The following is a 21,715-nucleotide window of genomic DNA, read 5'->3' on the forward strand; positions in this document are numbered from 1 at the left end:
TTTTCAGGACGTTATCGCAATCGCAGGCAGAGATTTGGTTTGCGCTTAAACCTAATTGCTGGCTTGCTGAACTACGAACTGGCACATGCCTCCTGATTCATGCAGGAGGTCTAGTTCATGCTCCAAATTCTGTTGTGTCTATCCGAACTTTTGGCGCGACGCTGTAGCAATCCTGTTGGGATTGTGAGAGATGTTTTGAAGAGAATACGTCTCACAACGAAGCTCAAAACCTACGAATGACGAAAGGATTAATAAATAAGCCACGAGAATCGTAAAGGCATCATTTTTAGCATTTCTAGCTAGTCGTTGACCGTTACTTCGAGCTAAATTATTGAAAATGTTTAGGAAGCCTGTTTTCTGGAGTGGCTATTGAGAACAGCCACCGTTGCAATCTTGTTGGAGTGATGCTCCAACTCATTCAAGTCTTGAGCCGGTACGAACACAACCTTGACTTCGCTCGCTGCTTGGTGTTGTTGCTTGATTAATACAGTTAGCTCGTCTAGTTTCTTGGCATAGTCAGCATCCAGCTTTTCGTGGATCAGTTCGAGGTTTTGAGCGGCTTGTAACGTGATCTGGTAGTTGTGATTCGCACTTTCCCGATCTTCTTCTGATTGGCGGTTCTGGCTCATCAAGACGACGGGAGCGGTATAAGCAGAGGCAAAGGAGAATACCAGGTTCAACATCATGAAGGGAGACTCATCCCAGTGAGGCAGTCCCGGTATCAGGTTGCAACCTACCCATCCAGCAAGAACGGTTGATTGTCCAATCAGAAACGCCCAAGAACCTACTTTAGTTGCCATTTTGTCTGCCACCTTTTGCCCAAACGTTAAGGGCTTCTTCACAGGTGGTTGAATCTTTGAAAATTGTGGTTGTTTCAGAACGACAGGGGCTTGTTGCGATTCGTTGATACCGGGTTGACTGGATTGAGTGGAGTTCACGCTGTTACCTCTTGCAACTTCAAATTCGTTTAATGCTTTGATGAGTGCGCTTAGGGGTTTTTTGTATTTGTGCTGCACTTGCTATAGTTTCACTGTATGGCGCTTAAAGTATAAGAGCAAATACTCTTTCTTGTTGAATTAATAAATTGAAGTGATTGACTTAGGCTAAGCGTTATGAATTCGACTTTTCCAACCCTGGTTGTTACCCAGAACAGCGTTGGTGCAAATTGCGGGTAATTTCAGTAATGCCAGTTGCTCAATCAATTGAGTTTATCGATTCAACAAAAAAGAGTGTTTGCTTTTATAAATTGTGATTACGTAGGATGAATTTATGCTTCTGCAATAGATTCTTGCCAAACCGGATCGCCAGTCTGGATAGCCAGTCTGGACAAAAGACACAAGAACATTGAGAAAGCCTTTCTGGTTGTCACAAGAGAAAAACATGAAGAATCTTTTCAAAATTGCGCTCGCCCTAGTGATATTTGTGGTGAACCTAGCGATCGCCCAACCCTCTCTGGCAGATCGACCCAAGGTATCCAAAAATCCTGACTATATTCAGGTGACAAAAACGCTAAACGGTTTATCAGCACTCCAGGAAAGCCAGGATGTCCCTCCAGAAGTGCAACAGCGAATTGACGAATTGACCTTGCAAAAAGCCGCAATCGAGTCGGGTGTCACCTGGGGACAATGCAGCAATCAAACTGGGAACACAATCGGCATCTTTGGCCCCGCCTCTGAAGAATCGAAGACTGGCGATAACAGTCTCTACTTCCTAGCAGACGGTGAGACAACGCCTGAAGGCTGGGATTGCCAGGGAGTTTATCTACCGAGTGGCATTAACGTTGCAGGCATTGAGTCAACACCTGCCACTTATACAATTCTGGATGGTACCCGTTTAATCGCCCGCCGAAATCCTGATACCTCTGCGCTTGAGTTTAACGTTCCACCACTCAAGTCTTCCCAGGAGAATAAGCTGGCGGTTCCTAACGTATCGCAGGAATTTATTGAATCTCGCATTCCTAGTACGTTCACAGCCGTAGAAATTGACGATTAATGAGATGCGTACAAGTGGGTTGACGCAATGATTTAACAAATTGGCTTGCAAGCTCATTGAGTCAACTCACCGTACAAAGAAGGGAAAGTTATTGTTACTCACTCATTAGCATTTTGGAATATGGATTCTTTAATTGGGTCAGTAGATTCGCAGATTGTGTTAGTAGTTGCAGCGATCGCCGTGTCCCTCTTGCTGGTTACGCTGCTGATTAGAATCTTAAAAGCTGGTTTCGGGTTGATTTTGACGATTTTGGTGCTGGTGGTGGGATTGCAGTACGTTTTTGGCATTACCCCCGGACAGTTGTGGGGTGAGATCGGGAATTTGCCCCAAGATGCGATCCAACTGGTGAAAAACCTCGATTGGAATTCTCTGATATCAAGCTTTAATAGCTGAAGGCAGCATTCAATCACTTCTAATTATTCATCTGACAAGAAAGTTTATTTGTTTTTATGAGGCAATCCTCATAAAGTGAAATTAACTTATTCGCCGTAAATCCCCCACGAAGTTGGAAGCGCCACCATACCGCTTGCGGTTGGTGGTGGGTAGTTCACGCATTAAAGGCTCGTGATATTGACGAAGATACCTATGAACCGTCCGATCGCTGGGTAATGCTCTTCAGTTTGGCTGTCTTACTCTTGGGTACAGGTATCATCTACTACGTTTTTACGGCTCCTGTGCAACTGATAGCCGGTGCTATGTTTGAGTAATGTCTTGCCACGGCAATGATTCGCCAAGCGGATAGGAGAGGATGTCCTTTTCGAGTGTCTCTTCAGATTACTAAGCTGTTGTGCATTTAGACTGCGATCAAAGAGCGTCCGGGACGCAGTCCCCTGAGAGCGAGAAAGCGTCGCCAATCGAGTTTATCCGCTCATGCAGCAACCTGATTGTGTACTACGTCAACAGATTAGCAACGTTTGTTCAATGGGATCTTACACGGCTTAACGCGAGTGCCATTTAAGCTAGGGATGATAGTTAGCGATTGCGCTTAACTAAGTATCATTCACCATTGACTAATGACTAATAACTGGCTGCTACTTTTAGTGTGGATAGGAGTTGGGACTGGCTTGCGCTTGCTGAATTTGGCTGGCAAGTCGCCTTGGACGGATGAATTTTCGACGCTGGTTTTCAGCCTGGGCAATAGTTTTCGCGGCGTTCCCCTAGATCGAGCGATCGCACTCGATACTCTTCTGCAACCCCTGCAACCAAACCCAGCAGCAAGAATCAACGATGTCATTCATCACTTAGTCACTGAGAGCAACCATCCCCCGCTCTACTTTGTGCTAACTCACCTGTGGCTGAAACTATTTCCGCTAGATGGGGGATTGGTTTCGCTATGGGGGGCGCGATCGCTTGCTGCCCTTTTCGGTATCGTCTCTATCCCTGCGATGTACGCATTTGGCTGGTTTGCGTTTCGTTCTCGGTTAGTAGGGCACCTGGCGGCGGCGATGATGGCGGTTTCGCCCTACGGCATCTTTCTAGCGCAGGAAGCCCGTCATTACACTTTGGCAATTTTGTGGGCGATCGCTTCCCTTTCCTGTCTGGTGGTTTCCGCACGACACCTGCAACGTCAGGCATCTCTGCCCATTTGGCTGGTACTGCTCTGGGTAGGGATTAATACATTAGGAATTTCCAGTCACTATTTTTTCGTTCTAACTTTGGGTGCCCAAGCGCTGGCGTTGATTGTCCTTCTGTGGCAACAAAGACGGACTCAGAAGAATAATTTTAAATTTCCCACTGTCAAGTCCTCAATCCCATTGCTGGCGGTTGCGGCTGGGACGCTGGCGGGGGGATTAGTGTGGGTGCCAGTATTTTTACAGAATAGTTATGGGGGCAAGCTAACCGAATGGATTCAAGGCGATCGCGTCGGTTTGGCATGGCTTAGCCCAATCTTTCAAGCGATCGCGGCTTGGATTACGATGATCGCCCTACTTCCGGTAGAGTCACCCGATTTAGTCGTGGTGATTCTTTCTGGGGCTGTGATGATTGTTTTCTTTCTTTGGGCGCTACCCATCCTCTATCGAAGCTTGAAATTTCAGCGGCAAGAGGCGGGTTTGACAACCCAACTCTTTGAGGGTTTTATTTGGAGTGCGATCGCGCTATTTTTTGTCTTTACCTACATCCTCGGAATTGATTTAACTCGCGGAGCAAGGTATAACTTCGTCTATTTTCCGGCTGTAATTGTTATCGTAGGAGCCAGTCTTGCCGTCTGCTGGAACGCTGTGAAGGTTGAAGAAACTACTTTAAAAGAGTCAAGTCCAGTCAGCATCGATCCCGGCTCAAAAGCCAAAGATCAAATCAACCCTTTTATTAAAATATCTGGTCAAAAAGCTGTGGCGCTCATTTGGCTTATGGGACTATTGAGCGGGCTAACAGTCGCCTGCAATTTGGGTTATCAGAAATACTATCGCCCCGATCTCTTAGTGCAACCGATTATAGAGTTGCAAGATTCCGCATCTTCATCTGTGCAAGTGCCAATTCTAATTGCCACAACTCACAAAACCCATGTACAAAATGGGGAAATGATGGGAATCGCGTGGGAACTCAAACAGCAAGCGGTACAGCCAAGGGAAATCCAATTTCTCCTAGCGCATCAAGACCAAAATCCTCAAACTTCAACAGCGGCGTTGCAAAAAACTTTGGCGACTTTACCGCGACCTCTAGATGTTTTGCTGGTAAATTTCCACGCACCCATAGAGTTAGATAAATGTGTTACGAATGCCAATTTCCCTTCAGTGGATGGCTACGAAACCAAACTTTATTACTGTCGAGATCGCTAAAGCTTAACTGCTTTTTTTGACGCTTTCTGGAACGCTCAGCGATGACAAACCCGCGATCGCTCTTAAATTTTGAGAGCGAATTAACTCTGTAAAATTTAAACTAGAGCGACCTTCGATTTTACCGACGGCTTCAATTGCGGATAACAATTGCTGGGCAGCTTCAGCTTCCGTGTAGCCCCGCCGAATTGCTACCTTAATTGCCGATTCATCCGCATCCAGTTCAGACTGAGAACTGCGAGTATTTCGCCAAATCTGAGTCGCTGCCAATCCGCTCAATCCGCTAGCCACGACAACACCTACGGCATCTCCTTGGACAAGCTGCACGATTGCTCCAATTGCCCCAGCCGCCACCACACCTTGATAAAGGTCGGGTTTAAACCACTTGATCCCAGTCAGCCAAGCAACTGTGCGTAAAATCAGCAAATCTCGCTGCGGCTGAGACAAGCGACGCCATAAATCAAAATTGATATAAATCGGTCGATCTTGTGCCCAAGGCAGCGGAAATGGGCTATTAATCACCTGCGGTTGCTCCGGTTTGCTAACCACTTTTGTCAGCATTCGACCAGATGCAGGCATGACATCTAATAAGCGGCGAATTTCAGGCTCTGGATTCATCTTGGATGACTTGGGGCAACTATGGTAAAGACGCGATCGCTCCCCTCTACTCACTGAAAACTATTCTAAGGAATGTGGATGAAATAACTGGTAAAAGTAGGGATATGCCCCTACCCAGGTAGTTGAAATAAATCCACAATCCTCAGTTTTAGGGGGAGGGAGACGGAACGGCTGAAGCCGTAGGCTTGGGTTTAGGAGCTTGCTGAGTGGGCGGAGTGGTAGTTCTAGGCGTCGCCTTGGGTGTTGTTGTCGCTCTGGGTGTCGCCGGAGGTTTTGTGGCGGGGGCTTGCAGCCGAGTTGCGGGTGAGGGCGCTAGGGCTGGGCTAACAGGTGTTGACGTTGGTTCGGGTGAAATCGTTGTAGCCGGTAAGGGCGTTATCGCTGGGTTAACGGGTGTTGACGTTGGTACAGGGGAAACTGTCGTACCGGGAGCAGGAGACACCGTTGGGCTAGCAGCAGGAGCGGTGATGGAAGCAGGAGCGCCTTGTACACCCAAAATGCTGGGATCTCCGGTGTCAAATATGCCAGCTAGACAGGCAATCATCATTGTCGCCAGCGTGCCAGCAAATAGTGCTTTCCAACCGAGTTCGGAGATATCTTTGCGGCGCGAGGGAATTAGGGCAATGGTGCCACCGACAAAAATTCCCACCGAAGCCAGATGGGCAAATCCGGAGAGGGCATAACTGACGATTAACACCGTGCGATCGCTTACAGTTCCGGCTTGAGCGGCTTCTGCTAACGCTTGATAGGGAGGAATTGCGGTTTCGAGGAGTCGTCGCCCAATAATCACAGACGCCGTCCAAGATTCGCTAAAAGGGACGCCGGTTAAGATTGTTAGGGGATAAAACAAGACTCCTTGAATATTTGCCAAAGTGACAACTTTGAATAAGTCACCCACTGCTCCGGGTAAACCGCCCAACCAACCAAAAAATTGATTCACTAAAGAAACTAGACCCAAGATTAAGATCAGCACAGCAGCGATCGCGACTGCCATCTTCACCCCATCTAAAGAGCCGACAATCGCCGCATCTAAGGGGCTAACTCGCTCGATGGGTTCTCCAGCTACGGTTTCCTGTTTGTACGTCCCTTCCTTCTCGACTTCCTCAAACTCATTTTGCTCAAATTCCTTGGCTGTTTTCTCGCTAGGAATGCCGCCCAGCGTCAGAGGAGTTCCTGTTTCTGGCACTAAAATTTTTGAGATCACAAAACAGGCGGGGATAGCCATAATCGACGCCGATACTAAGTGTCCCAGAATGTTCGGAAAGACAGGTCTGAGGAAACTGACGTAAATAGCTAGGGTTGAGGAGGCAGCCGTACCAAAACAACACGCTAGAATCGCGCACAGTTCCGAACGGGTCATTTTTGGCAGATAAGGCTTAACGACAATCGCCGCCTCGATGCCCACAAAAATATTCGCGGCACCGCTGAGCGCTTCCGCCCCACTTAGGCGCATCGTCCAATAAAATAATTTGGCAAATAGCTCGGTGATGACTTGAATGACGCCGATGTTGTAGAGGAGCGCCATTAGTCCGGAGAAAAAGATTACTGTTGGTAAGGCGCGAAAAGCAAAAATATAGCCAAGATTGATTGGTGGATCTTGACCGGGGATGGGGACAATATTTCTTCCAAAGACAAACCGCGCCCCAGTGTCAGCAGCGACAAACACCGCGTCTAGTAAGGTCGTAAACCGCTCCAGTGCGATTCGCGTGGGGGGAAACTTGAACACCAAAAAAGCCAAGACTAATTGCAACCCGATGCCCCAGATAATGACGCGCCAAGGGATGATTCGCTTGTGTTCGGAAAAGAGCCATGCGATCGCGCATAAACCAAAAAGGCCGAAAAAGGAGATAAGGTTGAGATAAAAAGGATGAGACATGGGCTGAATCCTTATTTCTTGAGAGAGTGCTTCCCAGTTTGCCGTCCCCTGCAAATGAGCGCGTTTTTCGGCTTTATCCCCGCCTGGAGAAGGATGACACGGGACACCCAAGACAATACCTGAAAATGAGGCGCTTCAGTACTACTACAGCTTTAAAATAAGCACAGAAGCCTGTATCTTATTCAAACTTAAGAATTCCTAAACACAAGGAAACAACTTAGCTAGAGCAGTCCCAGCTTGAAGAATGCTGCTCTTGGGCAGTTAACTACCCGCAAATTCAATACATGGAAGCTTTTGACTCAGTTCCTCCCAAATGGATCGAATCTGCTACTCACGCCCGCGAGTTTTGCTGTCCTAACTGTCGGGCTTCCTCCAGGGAAGCTCAACAGGTTTGGCTCAATCGGCGCTCGCCCGTAATGACAGAAGATTATCGCCGAAAATGGCAGGAGTTTTATCAGTGCCAGTGCGGTAGTGTCTGGTGGGCATGGAGTAACGATCGCCCTCCCTCTGATTTATTAAAGCGCGAGCCTCCAACGATTGACGAGTGATGCTTTATAGAAGTAAAGCGCGACTCCCTACGGGATAGCTACTCTACCCTTCGGGAACCCCTTCGAGGAACGAGAACGCTACGCGAACGTTTCACGCATTTCCTCTGGTTGAGCGTCTTAGCGAAGCGAAGCCGTTAGGCTGATCGCACGATTGTGTCAGCCGTAGACAAAAGAGCGATTGCGCTACCGCGCAGCCTTCGGCTCGCATATCGGAAACTTAGAAATTACGTCTTTTACAAGGCGTTCACAACAACTGCCATGAATCTATCAATGTTTGCAAAAATCCTGCCTGCTGCTGTGTTAACGATTGTCTTTGCCTCTTTGAGCGGCAATAGCTTAGCCCAAAACGCCTCATTTCAAGTAGTAAGTGCTAGAGATGGAGATGATGTAACGGTAAGCCAAGGCAGCAAACAGTTCAGAATTCGGCTAGCTTGTATTGATGCGCCTGAAAGAGAGCAGAAACCGTGGGGCGATCGATCGGCTAATCGCCTCAAGCAGCTTCTAGTCCCTGGTCAGAGCGTGCGGCTAAGGGTGGTGAATACAGACAAGTCGGGGCGAACTGTGGCGGAAGTTTACCGAAGCAATCAGTCGGTAAACCTTCAAATGGTGAAAGAAGGTCAAGCCGTTGTCTACCCGCAACATTTAAACAATTGCCCTGCTACCAAAAACCAATATCTGCAAGCACAGGCAGCAGCTAAAAAGCAACGTCTGGGTTTTTGGAATCAAGCTCAACCGATGATGCCGTGGGATTTCCGCCGCACTCAGGGCAGTCGGAGTTAGTAGAGCGGTAAGGAAGAGAACGAATATACTTTGAGTCTTCGCAAAAAGCGCTGGGTAAGCAAAGGCGATCGCATTCTCTGTTTGTCAGTGCGTTAGCGAAGTGAAGCCGTTAGGCTTATCGCTCCCCACCTCCGTCAAGCAAGCTTTAAGATGAAGAAGTATTAACAACGCGAATATCGCTTCATGGACTGGAAAGAAATATCCGGTAATTGGGTGTTAATTCCCCAACATCCTGTAGGAATTGTGCATTTTCTTGGGGGCGCATTTGTGGCGGCTGCACCCCACGTCACTTATCGCTGGTTATTAGAACAACTAGGGAATCAAGGGTATGCGGTGATTGCGACGCCGTTTGTGAATACGCTGGATCATAGCGCGATCGCAGGCAACGTTCTCCTGAGCTTCGATAGCGCCATCGAACAATTACGGGCAAAAGCGTTATTGCGGCGGCGATATCTCCCTGTGTACGGACTTGGACACAGCATGGGTTGCAAACTGCATTTACTCATTGGTAGTCTTTTTTCAGTGGAACGTGCGGGTAATATCCTGATTTCCTTTAATAACTACACCGCCAGCGAAGCCATCCCATTTGTGCAGCAGTTTAATTTCAGCCCAGCTTTTAATGTCGAGTTTACACCTTCGCCGGTAGAAACTAACAAGTTGATCGCTGATAAATACAGTATTCCGCGAAATTTACTGATTAAATTTTCTAACGATACGCTTGACCAATCAACTGGCTTAACTGAGGTTTTGCAAAAGCGATTTTCGGGGATGGTAGCAATGCAAATGTTACCAGGAAGTCATATTACACCGCTTGGTCAAGATGTCAATTGGCAAGCGGGAAAGGACTTCACACCGTTTGATGCTGTTGGTCAATGGGTGAAGCAAGAAATTTTATACAAAGAGCTGAATTTGTTGAAAAGAGAAATTCTCCGCTGGTTACAGCCTTTCTCTCCTAGTTAACAATTACTTGAATATTTAGTAGCAGCAATGGTGTAACTGCTGCGTGTAGGCTGAACAAGGCAAGAAAGAAAGCTCGTGTTATAGCAGTCCTAAAGGATTCCTAAAGGCAAGATCCCCGGCTTCGAGAGAGAATTAGGGTATCTGACATTGCTGGCATCTCATCACTCAAATAGGATTGCTATTAGCAAAGCACAATAATAGATTGTGCTTTTCTTTCTTGAGCATCAACTAGCTGCGAAAGTCCTACTAATTTTATTGTTTACTTCAGCAACGCGGCGGCCCATCATCGTAGGAAATTAAATTATCTCCTGACTCAAGAATAAACTTAACTTGGTGGTCTATAGCAACATGAAACCACCAACTGTGTTTAAGTTCCCCTCTTTTATACGGGCTGTCCCACTTACAAACAAATATTATGTTTTCCCCTCCCACAGGTAAGTGAACGGAGGAATTGCTTTTTTGGGAAAAGATTCTATTCTTTAATTTTTGAACTAGAGTGACCGAATCGTTTTGTTGTTTAGCAGCTTCGCCTTCAAAGGTAATAGTGAGCAGCGTTATCTTAGGGTAGCACTCAGTTGGAATGCAAACACCGCCTACATACTGTAAAGTTAAAATATTTTCCGAACCAGGGTAATCAGGCCATTCTTGAACACACCCATTCTGATTCTGATAAATTCGTGGTGGTGATGGTAGCAAATTAGCTACTTGTTTAGCTAATTTAATTGCTTCAGTAGGACTCAGTTCTGGCTGCATAAAAAAACTTGAGGAGGTAGAACTTAATCTACCTCCTCAGTGTCTACTTTTCCGAATGAATTACTTCATGTTGACAGGAACTTTCAAACCTTCTGCTGAGAGTCTGCCGTCTGGCTGAATGGATTCACCTTCGATGAAGGAACGCAACATCCAAGCCATTTGCTCATGTTGTTCCATCAAGCCGGTGAGGAAATCAGCGGTACCTTGATCGTGGAAGTTATCACCGCACTGATCGATGTGTTCGCGCAGGTTGCGGATAACCAGTTCGTGATCTGACACGAGGTTTTCTACCATGTGAAATGCGTTGGGAAGAGTACCCGGATCTTCTTTAATAGAAGCGTACTTCAGGAAGCCTTCCGCAGTTCCTACGGGATAACCACCCAAGGCGCGAACTCGCTCAGCGATCGCATCAATGCTTTCCGTCAACGCGGTGTAGTGTTCTTCCCATAGCTGGTGCAGGGAGCGGAACTGAGGGCCAACCACATCCCAGTGGTACTTTTTGGTTTTGATCAATAGCAGGTAGGCATCCGACAGATCTTTATTTAATAAATCCGTCACGCCTTGACGCTGCTCTTCTGTTAAACCTATGTTTAAAGGACGCATAATTGTTGTGTTCTCCAGCGATAATCACTCTTACTAGTGCAACAAATCTATACAGGGGATTCATCAGCCAAAGGGGAGATTAGTTGAGCGCTTGATATTGCGTGGGTTTGAACGTAGTCAGATGGGTAGGCTCAAGCTTTGGATATAGCACTGACTTTGACGCGGTGCAGCAGTTTCTCTCCTTGGCGGTAGCCGAGATTACTGACTTTCACAATTTCTCCAGGTTGAGCAGTTCCTTTAATGAGTTGATGGAACTGCGGATCGTAAGGGAGTTCTGCACCGACAGATGCGATCGCTTCCACTCCCCATTGAGAAAGCATCTGTTGCACAGGTCGGACTAATGGCAGCAATTTCACCGCTTCCATCTGGGGATTCTCTAAAGCTCTGGCGGCTGCGGTAGGCCAATACAACAAAAAAGATTCTAAAACTTGCAGACTCGACATCTGGAATTCCTGCATTAAAGTTTCTCGCTGCTGTTCTAAGAGCGATCGCAGCCGGTGATACTCTTGCTGTAAAGACGCCAACTCAGGCTCCCGATTTATCTGCTCTCCCAGCGCTGGCGGTTTCCTATCCCCAAAGGCGGTCAGTAACTCATTCACTGGCACTTTCAAAGCTTGGGAGAGCTTGATCAGAGTTTCTACTCGCATCTGCGAAACTTGTCCCAGTCGCAGTCGCTTGACTTGTCGTTCCGAAACTCCAGCTTGCCGACTCAAAGCTTTATAACTAGAAATCCCCAGCAGTTGCATCCGTTGCTGCAACTGGCGGGCAAATTGCTGTACAGAATCTGGTTCGTTTACCACGTTTGCTTTTTCAGTTCGCCCCGCAGGTGCGTTTTAATTATTGAAAGCTCCTAGGGGCACACAACTCGCTGTGCGCCCCTACTGTCAGTAATTAATGTTTACTGGCAACTGCTTGTCTTGTGCCAACAGAGGTTAGGGTTCCAGTTTGCAGATGCGCTTCTAAGAACCACAACCGCTTATCGATCGCGCGAGACACTTCTGTGTAAAGGTCTGCGGTATCAGCATCGCCTAAATCGGCTGAAGCATCAATATTTTGGCGCAGCGACTTGGCATAAGGTGCAAAGCGTTCCGCCAAAGCGATAATGTGGTCTTTGCCGTCGATGATATCGATCGGATACTCTGGCAAAATAGAGGCAGCTACCGCCATCCGAGCCGTTCCCATTGCCATCCCTCCTAGAGCGGTGACTCTTTCGGCAAACAGATCGGTGAATTCTTCCAACTCAGTAGCAACCTCATCAAAAAGTTGGTGTAACTGGTAGAAGTCCATCCCTTTAACATTCCAGTGCGCTTGCTTTACCTGAGTTTTTAGGTCAAGGGTGGTTGCTACGGTTTGGTTCAGAAGCTCGATTACCTTAGAGCGAGTTTCTGCGGCGATGTCAATGCTAGTTGGGTAGAGACGTTGATGATGATTGATACTACTCATATGCCTTGATCCTTTTAGATGGAAGTGTATAGAAAAGCACAGACTTTTGTAGATTATCTTTGCACGCTTAGGACAAGATAAACTGCGATCGAGGATACTAATTCGCAGTACAGGCTGAATTTTGAGCTGGAAAGCTTGTTTTTGAATACTCAAGCTAAATGCATTCTCAGAACAGAGCGCGGTGCGCGGCGAATCCGGCAAGAAATTGTTTCTTGACCTAGGCGCTGACAAGCTTCAAATCGATGACAGCCGGAAAAACCATAGTATTCTCCATCTACTTCCAGCACGTCGATGGGTTCTTGCTGACCGATTTCTTGAATGGATTCCATCAAAGCCGCTACTTTGGCTTGGTCAGTTTGTCGCGGCAGAGGACGATGAATCTTTTGCAGGGGTATTTCTTGCACCCTTACCATAGGACGAGTAGCTGTCTCCATCTGTTGTTCCTTCCTAAATCATACTCGGAATGACTTCGACTTGACAACTGGATACTTTAAATTAAGCTGAAGATTGTCGTTCATCCCCGATCTATTCGTCCTGGCGTCTATCACAATAGATGGAACAACTAGCTGCGTAGGTTGAGACAAAATATAGAGTCAGCTTTGAAGAAAAATCTTCTATCCTCAGATAGTCCATGCAAAAAAAGGGATGTACCTTGAGGCAGAATTTGGTAAAAACCAAATCGCAAAGTCGGAAATTCACTCGTCCGGCTGGGATGGGAAAACGTTTAGGTCACTGGTCCCGCACCATTTTGACGGTGTTTGGGCTGATAGGACTCACAGCGGCGTCTGGACCGGCACCCAGTAGCAATGATGTGGAACTGAAAGTGGGGGTTGTGCAGCGATTTGGTGAGGAACCCGACCAAATGACGTTGCAGGCAACATCGGGCGATCGCTTGATGTTGCGCTTTAATACAGGCGATCGCCAACAAACCCTGCAAACCACCAGTGCCAAGCTAGAAGTGACCATGCAACCTCTACCAGCACCTGCTTTAGAGGAACGGCTTGTCCTGGGCATTTATCGGAGTTTTGAGATGGCGGAAGACAGTGCCAAAGCGTGGCAAGCCAAGGGAATTGAGGTTGAGGTAGCGCAGCCGGAACGCTGGCAGGTGTGGGCAAAACGCGATGTTTATAAAACGCCTTTAGTGCGCCGCTGGCTGTTGCAGAACCTTCAAGCTCAAGGCGATCGCGCTGCGTATTTGGAGACGGAAGTGGTGCAGAAAGTGCCCAAAGCGTCTCTCGTTGTGAATGGTTTTCGGTACGATCGCGACCAGATAGAGATTATCCCTGGCAAAAACCCGATCCAGGTGACAAAAGGCAAAAACTCGAAAAATAGCGTTCTCTACGCTGGCTCGTTGCGGCTGCAACCCAACGCTTACGGCACTTACACCCTGGTCAATCAAGTACCCTTAGAAATTTATCTGCGGGGCGTCGTACCGCACGAACTGGATGGCGGTGCCCCCTATGCGGCGGCGGAAGCGCAGGCAATCATTGCTCGGACTTATGCACTGCGGAACTTACGGCGGTTTACAGTGGATGGGTACGAACTGTGTGCAGACACCCACTGCCAAGTTTACAAGGGTCTCACCGGCACTGTACCGACGACAGACAAAGCGATCGCGGCGACGAAAGGTCAAGTGCTAACTTACCAGAATGAACTGGTGGATGCCCTTTATTCCAGTACCAGCGGTGGCATCAGTGCGCCCTTTAATGATGTCTGGAATGGCCCAGATCGCCCGTATCTCCAAGCCGTGGTAGATTCATCTGGGACAATTTGGAACCCGCAGTTGTCTTTGGCTCAAGAACAAAATTTCCAGCGGTTTATCAGCCTGAAACAAGGATTTCACGAAACTGGCGGCAATTGGTTTCGCTGGAGTAAAGCCAGCAGTATCGCTCAGATTACCCAAGATTTGCAGCTTTATCTCAAGCGGACAAAGACTCCCCATACTCCCTTTAAAGCAATTAAGCAATTGCGGGTAGCAGAGCGATCGCCCTCCGGACGGATTATCCGACTGGCAGTGCAAACCGACACTGGCGTGGTTGAAATTCTCAAAGATGATATCCGCAGTGCCTTTCGACCACCCCGCAGCACCCTTTTCTACCTACAACCTATCTATGGCGCAGACAAAACCGTAAAAGGTTATGCCTTTACTGGGGGCGGATTGGGGCATGGCGTCGGCATGAGCCAAACCGGCGCATTCAATTTAGCGAAAGCGGGTTGGTCAAGTCAGCAGATTCTCAACTTCTACTATCCTGGTGCCCAAATTCAGCCTCTTAATCAGTCCATTACCTTCGGCCCGGATCAAAATACAAAAGCGTTGCCCAACTCCTGAAAACAATCAAGCAGGGACACTGGAAGAGTGTCCCTGCTAAAAAGCTTAGAAGTTGTCAGTTATTTGGCGGCGGGTTTAATCCAGATATCTGTAAATAGTCCATCCTATCGATCAACCCGCCCATACAAGTCAGTTGCTGGTTTGAAAAGACGCCAATAATAGCGCGTCTTTTACTGATATCCGTTGTACGTTGTTTTTTCTTGTCTGCGATCGCTGACAACCAACCACTGACTGGTTTTCTTAATAGAGTTCTTCTTCTTGGTGGGTCATGATGGTGCAATCCGACTTGGGATAAGCCACGCAAGTCAGGACATAGCCAGCTTCAATCTGATCGTCATCCAGGAAAGACTGGTCAGATTGATCGATATCACCCTCAGTCACTTTGCCAGCGCAGGTTGAACAAGCACCAGCGCGACAGGAGTAGGGCAGATCGAGACCTTGATCTTCTGCGGCGTCAAGAATATAGACGTCGCCTTCAACTTCAATCGTGGTGTCCAGCCCTTCGGCTTCGTTAATTAACCTTACTTTATAAGCCATGTAGCGTTCCTCTCAAGTAGTCGAAATGGCAGTAGTAATTCAGAGTAGAGCGACCTTCCTCGCTAGACTAAGCTCAGGTAAAGGTTTGCTTACTAGGTTCACTTCCTCTTTAGATACTACGGGAAAAACCAGAGCCTTCAACACGAGATCAATAGATGGTGTGAATGGTATTCGTAATAAACTTTTAAGATTCAATCCTAATTACTTATACTTATCAATGGAATGGTAGACCAGTGATACGATGTTCAGCTGACAATTCCTCAGGAACATCGAGATACCTTCTTCGGGGTAAATATATTAGCTGTAATTATAGAAAGAATTAATAACAACAATTAATCTTTAAATTCAGACAGATGAACTGAAAAATTTAGAGATTAATCACCGGATGATTTTTTACTGTTAGCAACAACACATTTTTAAAATGCCAACATCAGTGTCTCATCCTGCGTGGTCTGGCAAGCTCCCAATCGGTGTCGGGCTGGTGGGAACTGGATATGCAGCTAAACTCCGGGCGCAAACATTTCAATCCCAAGATAGAACCCAGCTAGTAGCCGTTGCCGGACATACCCCAGACAGCATAAAGGAATTTAGTCAAACCTACTCTTGCCAAGCCGTTTCATCTTGGGAAGATTTAGTGGGGCGCGAGGATATCGATTTGATCGTCATCTGCACGGTGAACCAGCAGCATGGATCGATCGCGCGTGCCGCACTTGAAGCTGGCAAACACGTTATTGTCGAATATCCGCTGTGCTTGGACGTTGCCGAAGCAGAAGCACTCATTGCCTTAGCACGCGATCGCAACCAACTCCTGCACGTCGAGCATATCGAAATTTTGGGCGGCTTGCATCAAGCACTGCGGCAATCTTTACCCGCAATTGGAGAAGTTTTTTACGCCCGCTACAGCACCATCAATCCTCAGCACCCCGCCCCCCAACGCTGGACTTATCACCCCGAATTGTTTGGCTTTCCCCTATGCGGTGCCCTCTCTCGCATCCACCGACTGACAGATTTGTTTGGTACCGTCGCTACCGTCAGCTGTCAAGCGCGGTTTTGGGGCGAGGGGGCGTTCTACCAATCCTGTTTTTGCACAGCCCAGCTAAAGTTTACTAGCGGCGTGGTGGCAGAGGTGATTTATGGAAAAGGGGAAAATCTCTGGCAACCATCCCGGAGTTTTGAGGTTCACGGAGAACAGGGGGGATTAATTTTCGATGGAGATGAAGGCAAGCTAGTCAAAGAGAATCAGACAACACCGATTGAAGTGGCAGGGCGTCGGGGTTTATTTGCCAAAGACACCAGCATGGTTTTAGGCCACTTGATTGAAGGCACACCGCTGTATGTCACCCCAGACGCTAGCTTGTACGCCCTCAAAGTTGCCGATGCCGCCCGTCGTTCAGCAGAAACTGGGCAGACAGTTGTAGTTTAAGCGCTTTTAGGGCAGTCATAAATATGTAAAGATGCGATGCGATCGCGTTTTTCACTCTCATCTCTTGTTATCTAGTGAAAAGATGAATAGGTGAAAAGATGCGATCGCGTTTTTCACTCTCATCTCCTGTTCTCTGGTGAAAAGATGAATAAGTGAAAAGGTGCGATCGCCTCAGAAATAAGCTATAGATTGACCACCTTACTACTAAAGATTGGGACTTCGTTCCAGTGCAGTGGGTTTGTTAGACTGTCCTTGGATAACAATTCAGTTACCGAAGCACACTTGGAGAGAACCTCCATTATCACCAAGTGCATTGTCAGCATCATTAATTCTCATATCAACAGCGCCAAAGGAACCGTTAAAAGATAGAGGATTTTGAATCCACAATGTCCCTTGCCCACTTCCCATTAACAAAGCACCGAAAGGAAATCTCTGATCAAATTTGTACTGGTTATAAGGCGCGAGAGCCTCAGCATCACGCCCACTATGCCCAGAAGAACCAACTGAAGCGTAATTTTGAGTATCAACGCTCCAACCTCCACTGATACTCGCGACTCTAGTAAAACTACCCGGTAGATTAAAATGTTGCCATCCACTTCTTGAATCAACAGAGACACAGGCAGAACTACTAGGGTTGCTTCCTGTAGATGAAGGAGGTTGGAATGCAGCTACTGTCTGCTTAATTCGCTCGCCAAGAATACGCTGAATGTAAGGATCTTTTGGCAGGTCTTGATGACCTACTCGTACCTGCTTCCTGCCTTTTTTCCCCTTGCGACCTATGAGCGGGTTCGGAGCAACAAAACCAGGACAAGTCACCTCGTCCCAACGACATTCTATTGTTTTTGTCGCACCATCTGCATTTCTAGCAAGATTTTGAGCTTCTTGATCGCACGTTGATGCCCTACATGGAATTGTTCCGTTAGTTTTGAAGTCATTTGGGAACATTACATTCTCCTGCCACCTGTTGAAGAAGTAACCCACATTGCTTCCAACAGCTAAACTTCTCGTGAGAGGGCTGCGAAATCCTCCAGTTGAGACTGGATCAATCACTGCAACAAAATCGATACGACGATTAATACGAGGTAGAAGCTTCAGAACTGAATCACCACCAAAGCTGTGTCCAATCAACATCAAGGGACGATTTCTATCAGATTTATTGATAAAATTAGCTCCATCCCTCAAAAATTGCTCGTCAGTACTTGTATCGCTGCTTCTTCCACCATGAGCAAAGTTACTGTAGGGAACCTGCCTTATCTCGGCGTCTATTGGTAATCTATCTGCAATACCCCATGCACAACAGTTTCCCCAACCATTGACTAACACAATTAATGGACGTGGTGATTGTGCTGTTGCTGGACTAATTGATAACTCTGCTCCAATCAATGAGGTAAAAGCTACTGCACTGATTCCGGTCAATATTTTATTCAATTTCATGTGTCATCTGCTACTTATACTTAAATTCTGAACAGGCATTAGCAACTTTTGCTCCGCCTTAAATCAACAAATAACTCACCCCCGATCGCACTGTCGGTGAGGAAAAGTGAGTTCTTTCCACAGAGGGATGTAAATTTGCTGTAACGTTGCTCTAAAGCCGCCTGAAAAACTCAGTAAATTTAAGCTTTAGGTCAAAAGCACTAGCGATCACACAAGCGGAACTAATCAGGATTTTTACGCTATGCTCAAGGTGATGCGATTAGCAACATCACTTTAAGCATCAAAACAGCTATGAATAATCAGACTGTCCGCACGACAATCACTCTACCTGCGGAACTTTTAGCAGCGACTGACAAAGCAGTGAGCCAAGGAAAAGCCAAGAGTCGCAATGAGTTTGTAGCGCAGGCACTTCTACATGAGCTTGAAGCACTCAAACGGGCAGAAATTGATGCAGCACTTGCTGAAATGGCACAAGACCCAGAATATCAAGCTCAAGTGCTACAGATGGAGGCTGAGTTTGCCGTAGCGAGTTGGGAAGCTTTGCAATTGGGAGAATCCCCAGAATGAAGCGGGGAGAAGTTTACGATGCTCGACTTGAAGAGAGTTGAGGGTTCTGAACAAGGGGGAACTCGTCCGGTCATCATTGTTAGTCGAGATGCAATCAATGCCTATGTCGAGATGCAATCAATGCCTATAGTCCTGTAGTTTTGGCTATTCCTTGCACGACTTATCAAACTGGTAAACGAATTTATCCCACTCAGGTATTAATTCAAGCCCTAGATGGTGGATTAATCAACGACTCTATCGCTATGGCAGATCAGGTGCGGGTATTATCCAAAACTCGCTTATTGCGTTTGCGAGGAATGCTGAGTGATGAAGCAATGATTCTATTGAATCAAGCTTTGCTAATTGCTTTGGATTTACCAGGTTAAGCTTGAACAACCCAAAGGCGTTGGCGTAGCCTGCCGTAAGCATTCCCACTGTCAGTGAGAAAACTGAGTTCGTTGTGTAAAGGTTTGGTGAATATTGCTTAAACATTGCGGGTATGTGGAGAAAAGTTTGTAACATTGACACAACAAATGACAATAGCTGGCTGAGATGACCGGAAAAGAAGCGATCGCTTTAGTTGATACCGTTTTACGCTCTGCCAACTCAGGTCAAGGACTCAACGACATTCAATCTGTAGTTTTTCTGGAAACTTGGGCGGGACGATCATACACAGAGATTGCCAAGCAGTTAGGTTATCAACACGACTACGTTAAACAAGTGGGTTCGCAGTTGTGGCGAAGTCTCTCTCAACTCTTTGGCGAACCAGTCTCGAAGCGGAATATTCAAGCAGTTTTGCGTCGCTACCAACAATCGCAACAAAGTCAGCAAGATTGGGGAGAAGCGATCGATGTTTCCCGATTTTACGATCGCAAAGAGGAACGGCGATCGCTAGAAAGTTGGATTCTTGAAGATCGCTGCCGCTGGATCGGGATTTTTGGACTTGGCGGGATTGGTAAAACTGCCCTTTCGGTGAAAATTGCTCAAGAAGTGCATTCGCAATTTGAATTCGTGATTTGGCGGAGTTTGCAGCAAGCACCGCCCCTCAACGTTTTAATCCGCGAGATTTTGCCTATTTTAACGGAAGAAACCGAAACCAGAGATTCTTCAATTAATAGCTTCATGACACAGTTGCGCGTCAAACGCTGTTTATTAGTCCTTGATAACGTAGAGTCGATTTTGCAAGGCGGAAATCGCAGTGGACAGTATCAATGCGGTTATGAAGATTATTGCTGCTTATTCGAGCGAATTGCCGACGAACCCCACCAAAGTTGTCTTGTTATCACTGGACGAGAAAAACCCGGCGGTTTTACTGTGCGGGAGGGCAAAAATTCAAGAGTGCGATCGCTTACACTTAAAGGACTCTCAGGGGCAGATGGCGAACAAATCCTCATCGACAAAGGTGTAGACGCAGCTAGCTCGCAACTACGAAAAATTGTCAATTACTTCGGAGGCAACCCGCTTGCCCTTAAGATTGCTGCAACTACGATTCAAACCCTATTTGGCGGTAATATTCAAGCATTTTTAGCACAAGGCACTACGGTTTTTAGCGATTTGTGGGACTTACTTGAACAACAGTTCGAGCGTTTATCCCCTCTGCAACAACAGATAATGTACTGGTTAGCAATTAATCGCGAAGGAGTAACGCCAGCAAAATTACAGGAAGTAATTTTGCCCAAAGTGTCTGGGCGAGAGTTATTCGAGGCGTTGGAGTCACTTCATACGCGATCGCTAGTTGAAACTGGAAACGGGAACTTAACACTACAACCCGTAATTATGGAGTATGTCACGCAACGCTTCATTAAACTCATTGAGCAAGAGATTACTTGTGAGATGGCAGCGGTTCAACTCCCCGACTTCTTTCAGAAGTCGGGGAGCTTTTTTGCGTTAAAAAACCTTTCATTTTCTACTTGCGACTCGCTACATTTTTAAAACCGGCGACTTCCGCTAAAGTGTACAGAGGTCTGCCTTTAACTTCTTCATAAATGCGCCCGATATATTCTCCCAGGATGCCGATACTTACCAGTTGCACGGCACCGAGAAAGAAAATTGCTACCAGAATCAGGGTAAACCCGGTTAAAGGAGAATTGGGGACAAAAATGCGCCAATACAGAACTAATATTGCCATCGCTACCGCGATCGCTGCCGCGAATAAGCCGACATAAGTAGATAGCCGCAGCGGTACTTTTGAGAAGGACACTAATCCATTCACTGCCAAGGACACAGATTTTCTGAAAGTGTACTGCACCTCACCCGCAAAGCGGGGGGGACGCTCGAAGTAGACGGCGGTTTGGGGAAAGCCGACCCAGGAACGCAGCCCCCGAATATAACGATTGCGCTCAGGCATAGAATTAAGGATATCTACGACTTGCCGATCCATCAGACAGAAATCGCCAGTATCGGTAGGAATCTCTACATTTGCCAGACGCTTGAGAAGACGATAAAACACGTAGGCGGTGAAGCGCTTGAACCAGCGTTCTTTGTGGCGTTTGATGCGCTGAGCATAGACGACTTGATAGCCTTGTTGCCATTTGTCCACCATGTCGGGAATTAATTCTGGCGGATCTTGTAAGTCGGCATCAAGGATAACAATTGCTTCACCCCGAACAAAATTAAGACCAGCGGTGACAGCAATTTGATGACCGAAATTACGGGCAAGGCTCAGATAGCAAACTCGTGGGTCTTTTTCATGCAATTCGCGCAGCATTTGTAAAGAGCGATCGCGACTGCCGTCGTTGACTAAAATTAGTTCTGTTGGGGCATTTAGCTGCTCCATCACCGCACTCATCCGCCGATAAAGTTCGGGGATGCTTTTCTCTTCGTTGTAGATGGGAATGATGAAGGAATATTTGGGGTTCATAATTAGCTGTTAGCGATTCGCTAATAACTTTTAGCAAATTGCCATCATTGGTCAGGTGTCATTACTTATCTACCCTTAGTCAAGAGCAAACTACTGATAACTAAGAGCAGATAGCTGAATTAAACCTTGTCATTTTGTCGTTTGGGTTGAGATACAAAACCTTACATTGATAAGGTTTTGATGGGTAATGCTTAGTCGCTCTACCCATCTTACAAATAAGTCTCTCTATTTAATGGCTA

The 21,715-nt window shown here is 46.9% G+C and carries 21 protein-coding genes and 2 pseudogenes; 12 read left to right on the top strand and 11 right to left on the bottom strand.

The window, feature by feature from the left end; genetic code table 11:
* Window positions 1–96, top strand: a pseudogene (locus NDI34_RS07205) (IS5/IS1182 family transposase); the annotation flags it as partial.
* A 245-nt stretch (window positions 97–341) separates the two neighbouring features.
* Here NDI34_RS07205 and NDI34_RS07210 read toward each other — a convergent pair.
* On the bottom strand, window positions 342–938 hold the full coding sequence (locus NDI34_RS07210) for a DUF1003 domain-containing protein (RefSeq protein WP_199324067.1): 597 nt from the start codon (window positions 936–938) through the stop codon (window positions 342–344).
* 442 nt (window positions 939–1,380) lie between these two features.
* Here NDI34_RS07210 and NDI34_RS07215 point away from each other — a divergent pair, with 442 nt between their 5' ends.
* The 3 genes from NDI34_RS07215 to NDI34_RS07225 all read left to right on the top strand — a co-directional run bounded on the left by NDI34_RS07215 (window position 1,381) and on the right by NDI34_RS07225 (window position 4,769).
* A complete protein-coding gene (locus tag NDI34_RS07215) occupies window positions 1,381–1,992 on the top strand; it encodes a hypothetical protein (RefSeq protein WP_190535053.1) in 612 nt (203 codons plus the stop codon).
* 120 nt (window positions 1,993–2,112) lie between these two features.
* Complete coding sequence (locus NDI34_RS07220; protein ID WP_190535056.1) at window positions 2,113–2,385, top strand: hypothetical protein; 273 nt, start codon at window positions 2,113–2,115, stop codon at window positions 2,383–2,385.
* Between the two features lie 620 nt (window positions 2,386–3,005).
* Window positions 3,006–4,769, top strand: a complete 1,764-nt coding sequence (locus tag NDI34_RS07225) for a glycosyltransferase (RefSeq protein ID WP_348232283.1) — start codon at window positions 3,006–3,008, stop codon at window positions 4,767–4,769.
* Between the two features lie 3 nt (window positions 4,770–4,772).
* On the opposite strand, the gene NDI34_RS07230 is transcribed toward NDI34_RS07225, so the two are convergent.
* Together NDI34_RS07230 and NDI34_RS07235 are read right to left on the bottom strand one after the other, a co-directional pair.
* Window positions 4,773–5,384 (bottom strand): DUF3318 domain-containing protein, encoded by a 612-nt coding sequence (locus NDI34_RS07230; RefSeq protein WP_190535076.1) that lies wholly within the window; start codon window positions 5,382–5,384, stop codon window positions 4,773–4,775.
* Window positions 5,385–5,532: 148 nt separating this feature from the next.
* The gene (locus tag NDI34_RS07235) at window positions 5,533–7,260 is read right to left on the bottom strand and encodes a nucleoside transporter C-terminal domain-containing protein (protein ID WP_190535079.1); all 1,728 of its coding nucleotides are present in this window, start codon (window positions 7,258–7,260) and stop codon (window positions 5,533–5,535) included.
* A 284-nt stretch (window positions 7,261–7,544) separates the two neighbouring features.
* Here NDI34_RS07235 and NDI34_RS07240 point away from each other — a divergent pair, with 284 nt between their 5' ends.
* The 3 genes from NDI34_RS07240 (at window position 7,545) to NDI34_RS07250 (ending at window position 9,548) form a co-directional block, all read left to right on the top strand.
* Window positions 7,545–7,808: a hypothetical protein gene (locus NDI34_RS07240; protein ID WP_190431685.1), complete on the top strand. Its 264-nt coding sequence runs from the start codon at window positions 7,545–7,547 to the stop codon at window positions 7,806–7,808.
* Window positions 7,809–8,078: 270 nt separating this feature from the next.
* Window positions 8,079–8,588: a thermonuclease family protein gene (locus NDI34_RS07245; protein ID WP_348232284.1), complete on the top strand. Its 510-nt coding sequence runs from the start codon at window positions 8,079–8,081 to the stop codon at window positions 8,586–8,588.
* A gap of 183 nt (window positions 8,589–8,771) precedes the next feature.
* Window positions 8,772–9,548, top strand: a complete 777-nt coding sequence (locus tag NDI34_RS07250) for a DUF1350 family protein (protein WP_348232285.1) — start codon at window positions 8,772–8,774, stop codon at window positions 9,546–9,548.
* A gap of 264 nt (window positions 9,549–9,812) precedes the next feature.
* On the opposite strand, the gene NDI34_RS07255 is transcribed toward NDI34_RS07250, so the two are convergent.
* From NDI34_RS07255 to NDI34_RS07275, 5 genes are all read right to left on the bottom strand, one after another.
* Entirely contained in the window at window positions 9,813–10,301 is a 489-nt protein-coding gene (locus NDI34_RS07255; protein ID WP_348232286.1) for a hypothetical protein, read from the bottom strand.
* Window positions 10,302–10,361: 60 nt separating this feature from the next.
* Complete coding sequence (locus tag NDI34_RS07260; protein ID WP_190410457.1) at window positions 10,362–10,904, bottom strand: Dps family protein; 543 nt, start codon at window positions 10,902–10,904, stop codon at window positions 10,362–10,364.
* A gap of 131 nt (window positions 10,905–11,035) precedes the next feature.
* Window positions 11,036–11,704, bottom strand: coding sequence for a nucleotide exchange factor GrpE (gene grpE, locus NDI34_RS07265; RefSeq protein ID WP_348232287.1), 669 nt, complete (start codon window positions 11,702–11,704; stop codon window positions 11,036–11,038).
* A gap of 91 nt (window positions 11,705–11,795) precedes the next feature.
* Window positions 11,796–12,347 (bottom strand): DNA starvation/stationary phase protection protein Dps, encoded by a 552-nt coding sequence (dps, locus tag NDI34_RS07270; protein ID WP_190410458.1) that lies wholly within the window; start codon window positions 12,345–12,347, stop codon window positions 11,796–11,798.
* A 149-nt stretch (window positions 12,348–12,496) separates the two neighbouring features.
* Window positions 12,497–12,760 (bottom strand): sulfiredoxin, encoded by a 264-nt coding sequence (locus NDI34_RS07275; protein ID WP_190410890.1) that lies wholly within the window; start codon window positions 12,758–12,760, stop codon window positions 12,497–12,499.
* Window positions 12,761–13,059: 299 nt separating this feature from the next.
* Between NDI34_RS07275 and NDI34_RS07280 the strand changes: the two genes are divergently transcribed.
* Window positions 13,060–14,676 (top strand): SpoIID/LytB domain-containing protein, encoded by a 1,617-nt coding sequence (locus NDI34_RS07280; RefSeq protein ID WP_348232322.1) that lies wholly within the window; start codon window positions 13,060–13,062, stop codon window positions 14,674–14,676.
* A 240-nt stretch (window positions 14,677–14,916) separates the two neighbouring features.
* Here the strand turns inward: NDI34_RS07280 and NDI34_RS07285 are convergent, their stop codons facing one another.
* The gene (locus NDI34_RS07285; protein ID WP_190410460.1) at window positions 14,917–15,213 is read right to left on the bottom strand and encodes a ferredoxin; all 297 of its coding nucleotides are present in this window, start codon (window positions 15,211–15,213) and stop codon (window positions 14,917–14,919) included.
* A gap of 421 nt (window positions 15,214–15,634) precedes the next feature.
* Between NDI34_RS07285 and NDI34_RS07290 the strand changes: the two genes are divergently transcribed.
* Window positions 15,635–16,636: a Gfo/Idh/MocA family oxidoreductase gene (locus NDI34_RS07290; protein ID WP_348232288.1), complete on the top strand. Its 1,002-nt coding sequence runs from the start codon at window positions 15,635–15,637 to the stop codon at window positions 16,634–16,636.
* 264 nt (window positions 16,637–16,900) lie between these two features.
* On the opposite strand, the gene NDI34_RS07295 is transcribed toward NDI34_RS07290, so the two are convergent.
* Complete coding sequence (locus NDI34_RS07295; RefSeq protein WP_348232289.1) at window positions 16,901–18,070, bottom strand: alpha/beta hydrolase; 1,170 nt, start codon at window positions 18,068–18,070, stop codon at window positions 16,901–16,903.
* Window positions 18,071–18,361: 291 nt separating this feature from the next.
* Between NDI34_RS07295 and NDI34_RS07300 the strand changes: the two genes are divergently transcribed.
* The 3 genes and pseudogenes from NDI34_RS07300 to NDI34_RS07310 all read left to right on the top strand — a co-directional run bounded on the left by NDI34_RS07300 (window position 18,362) and on the right by NDI34_RS07310 (window position 20,548).
* Window positions 18,362–18,637 carry a ribbon-helix-helix domain-containing protein gene (locus tag NDI34_RS07300; protein ID WP_348232290.1) on the top strand — a complete coding sequence of 92 codons (276 nt, stop codon included), beginning with the start codon at window positions 18,362–18,364 and terminating at the stop codon, window positions 18,635–18,637.
* Window positions 18,634–19,002 (top strand): annotated as a pseudogene (locus tag NDI34_RS07305) (type II toxin-antitoxin system PemK/MazF family toxin). Before NDI34_RS07300 ends, NDI34_RS07305 begins: the two are co-directional and overlap by 4 nt.
* A 166-nt stretch (window positions 19,003–19,168) precedes the next feature.
* Complete coding sequence (locus NDI34_RS07310; protein ID WP_348232291.1) at window positions 19,169–20,548, top strand: NB-ARC domain-containing protein; 1,380 nt, start codon at window positions 19,169–19,171, stop codon at window positions 20,546–20,548.
* Here NDI34_RS07310 and NDI34_RS07315 read toward each other — a convergent pair.
* Window positions 20,523–21,476, bottom strand: a complete 954-nt coding sequence (locus tag NDI34_RS07315) for a glycosyltransferase family 2 protein (RefSeq protein WP_348232292.1) — start codon at window positions 21,474–21,476, stop codon at window positions 20,523–20,525. The two genes, NDI34_RS07310 and NDI34_RS07315, sit on opposite strands and share 26 nt — an antisense overlap.
* Window positions 21,477–21,715 lie beyond the last annotated feature (239 nt).

The organism is Trichocoleus sp. DQ-U1, assembly GCF_039961925.1.
GTDB lineage: Bacteria > Cyanobacteriota > Cyanobacteriia > Cyanobacteriales > FACHB-T130 > FACHB-T130.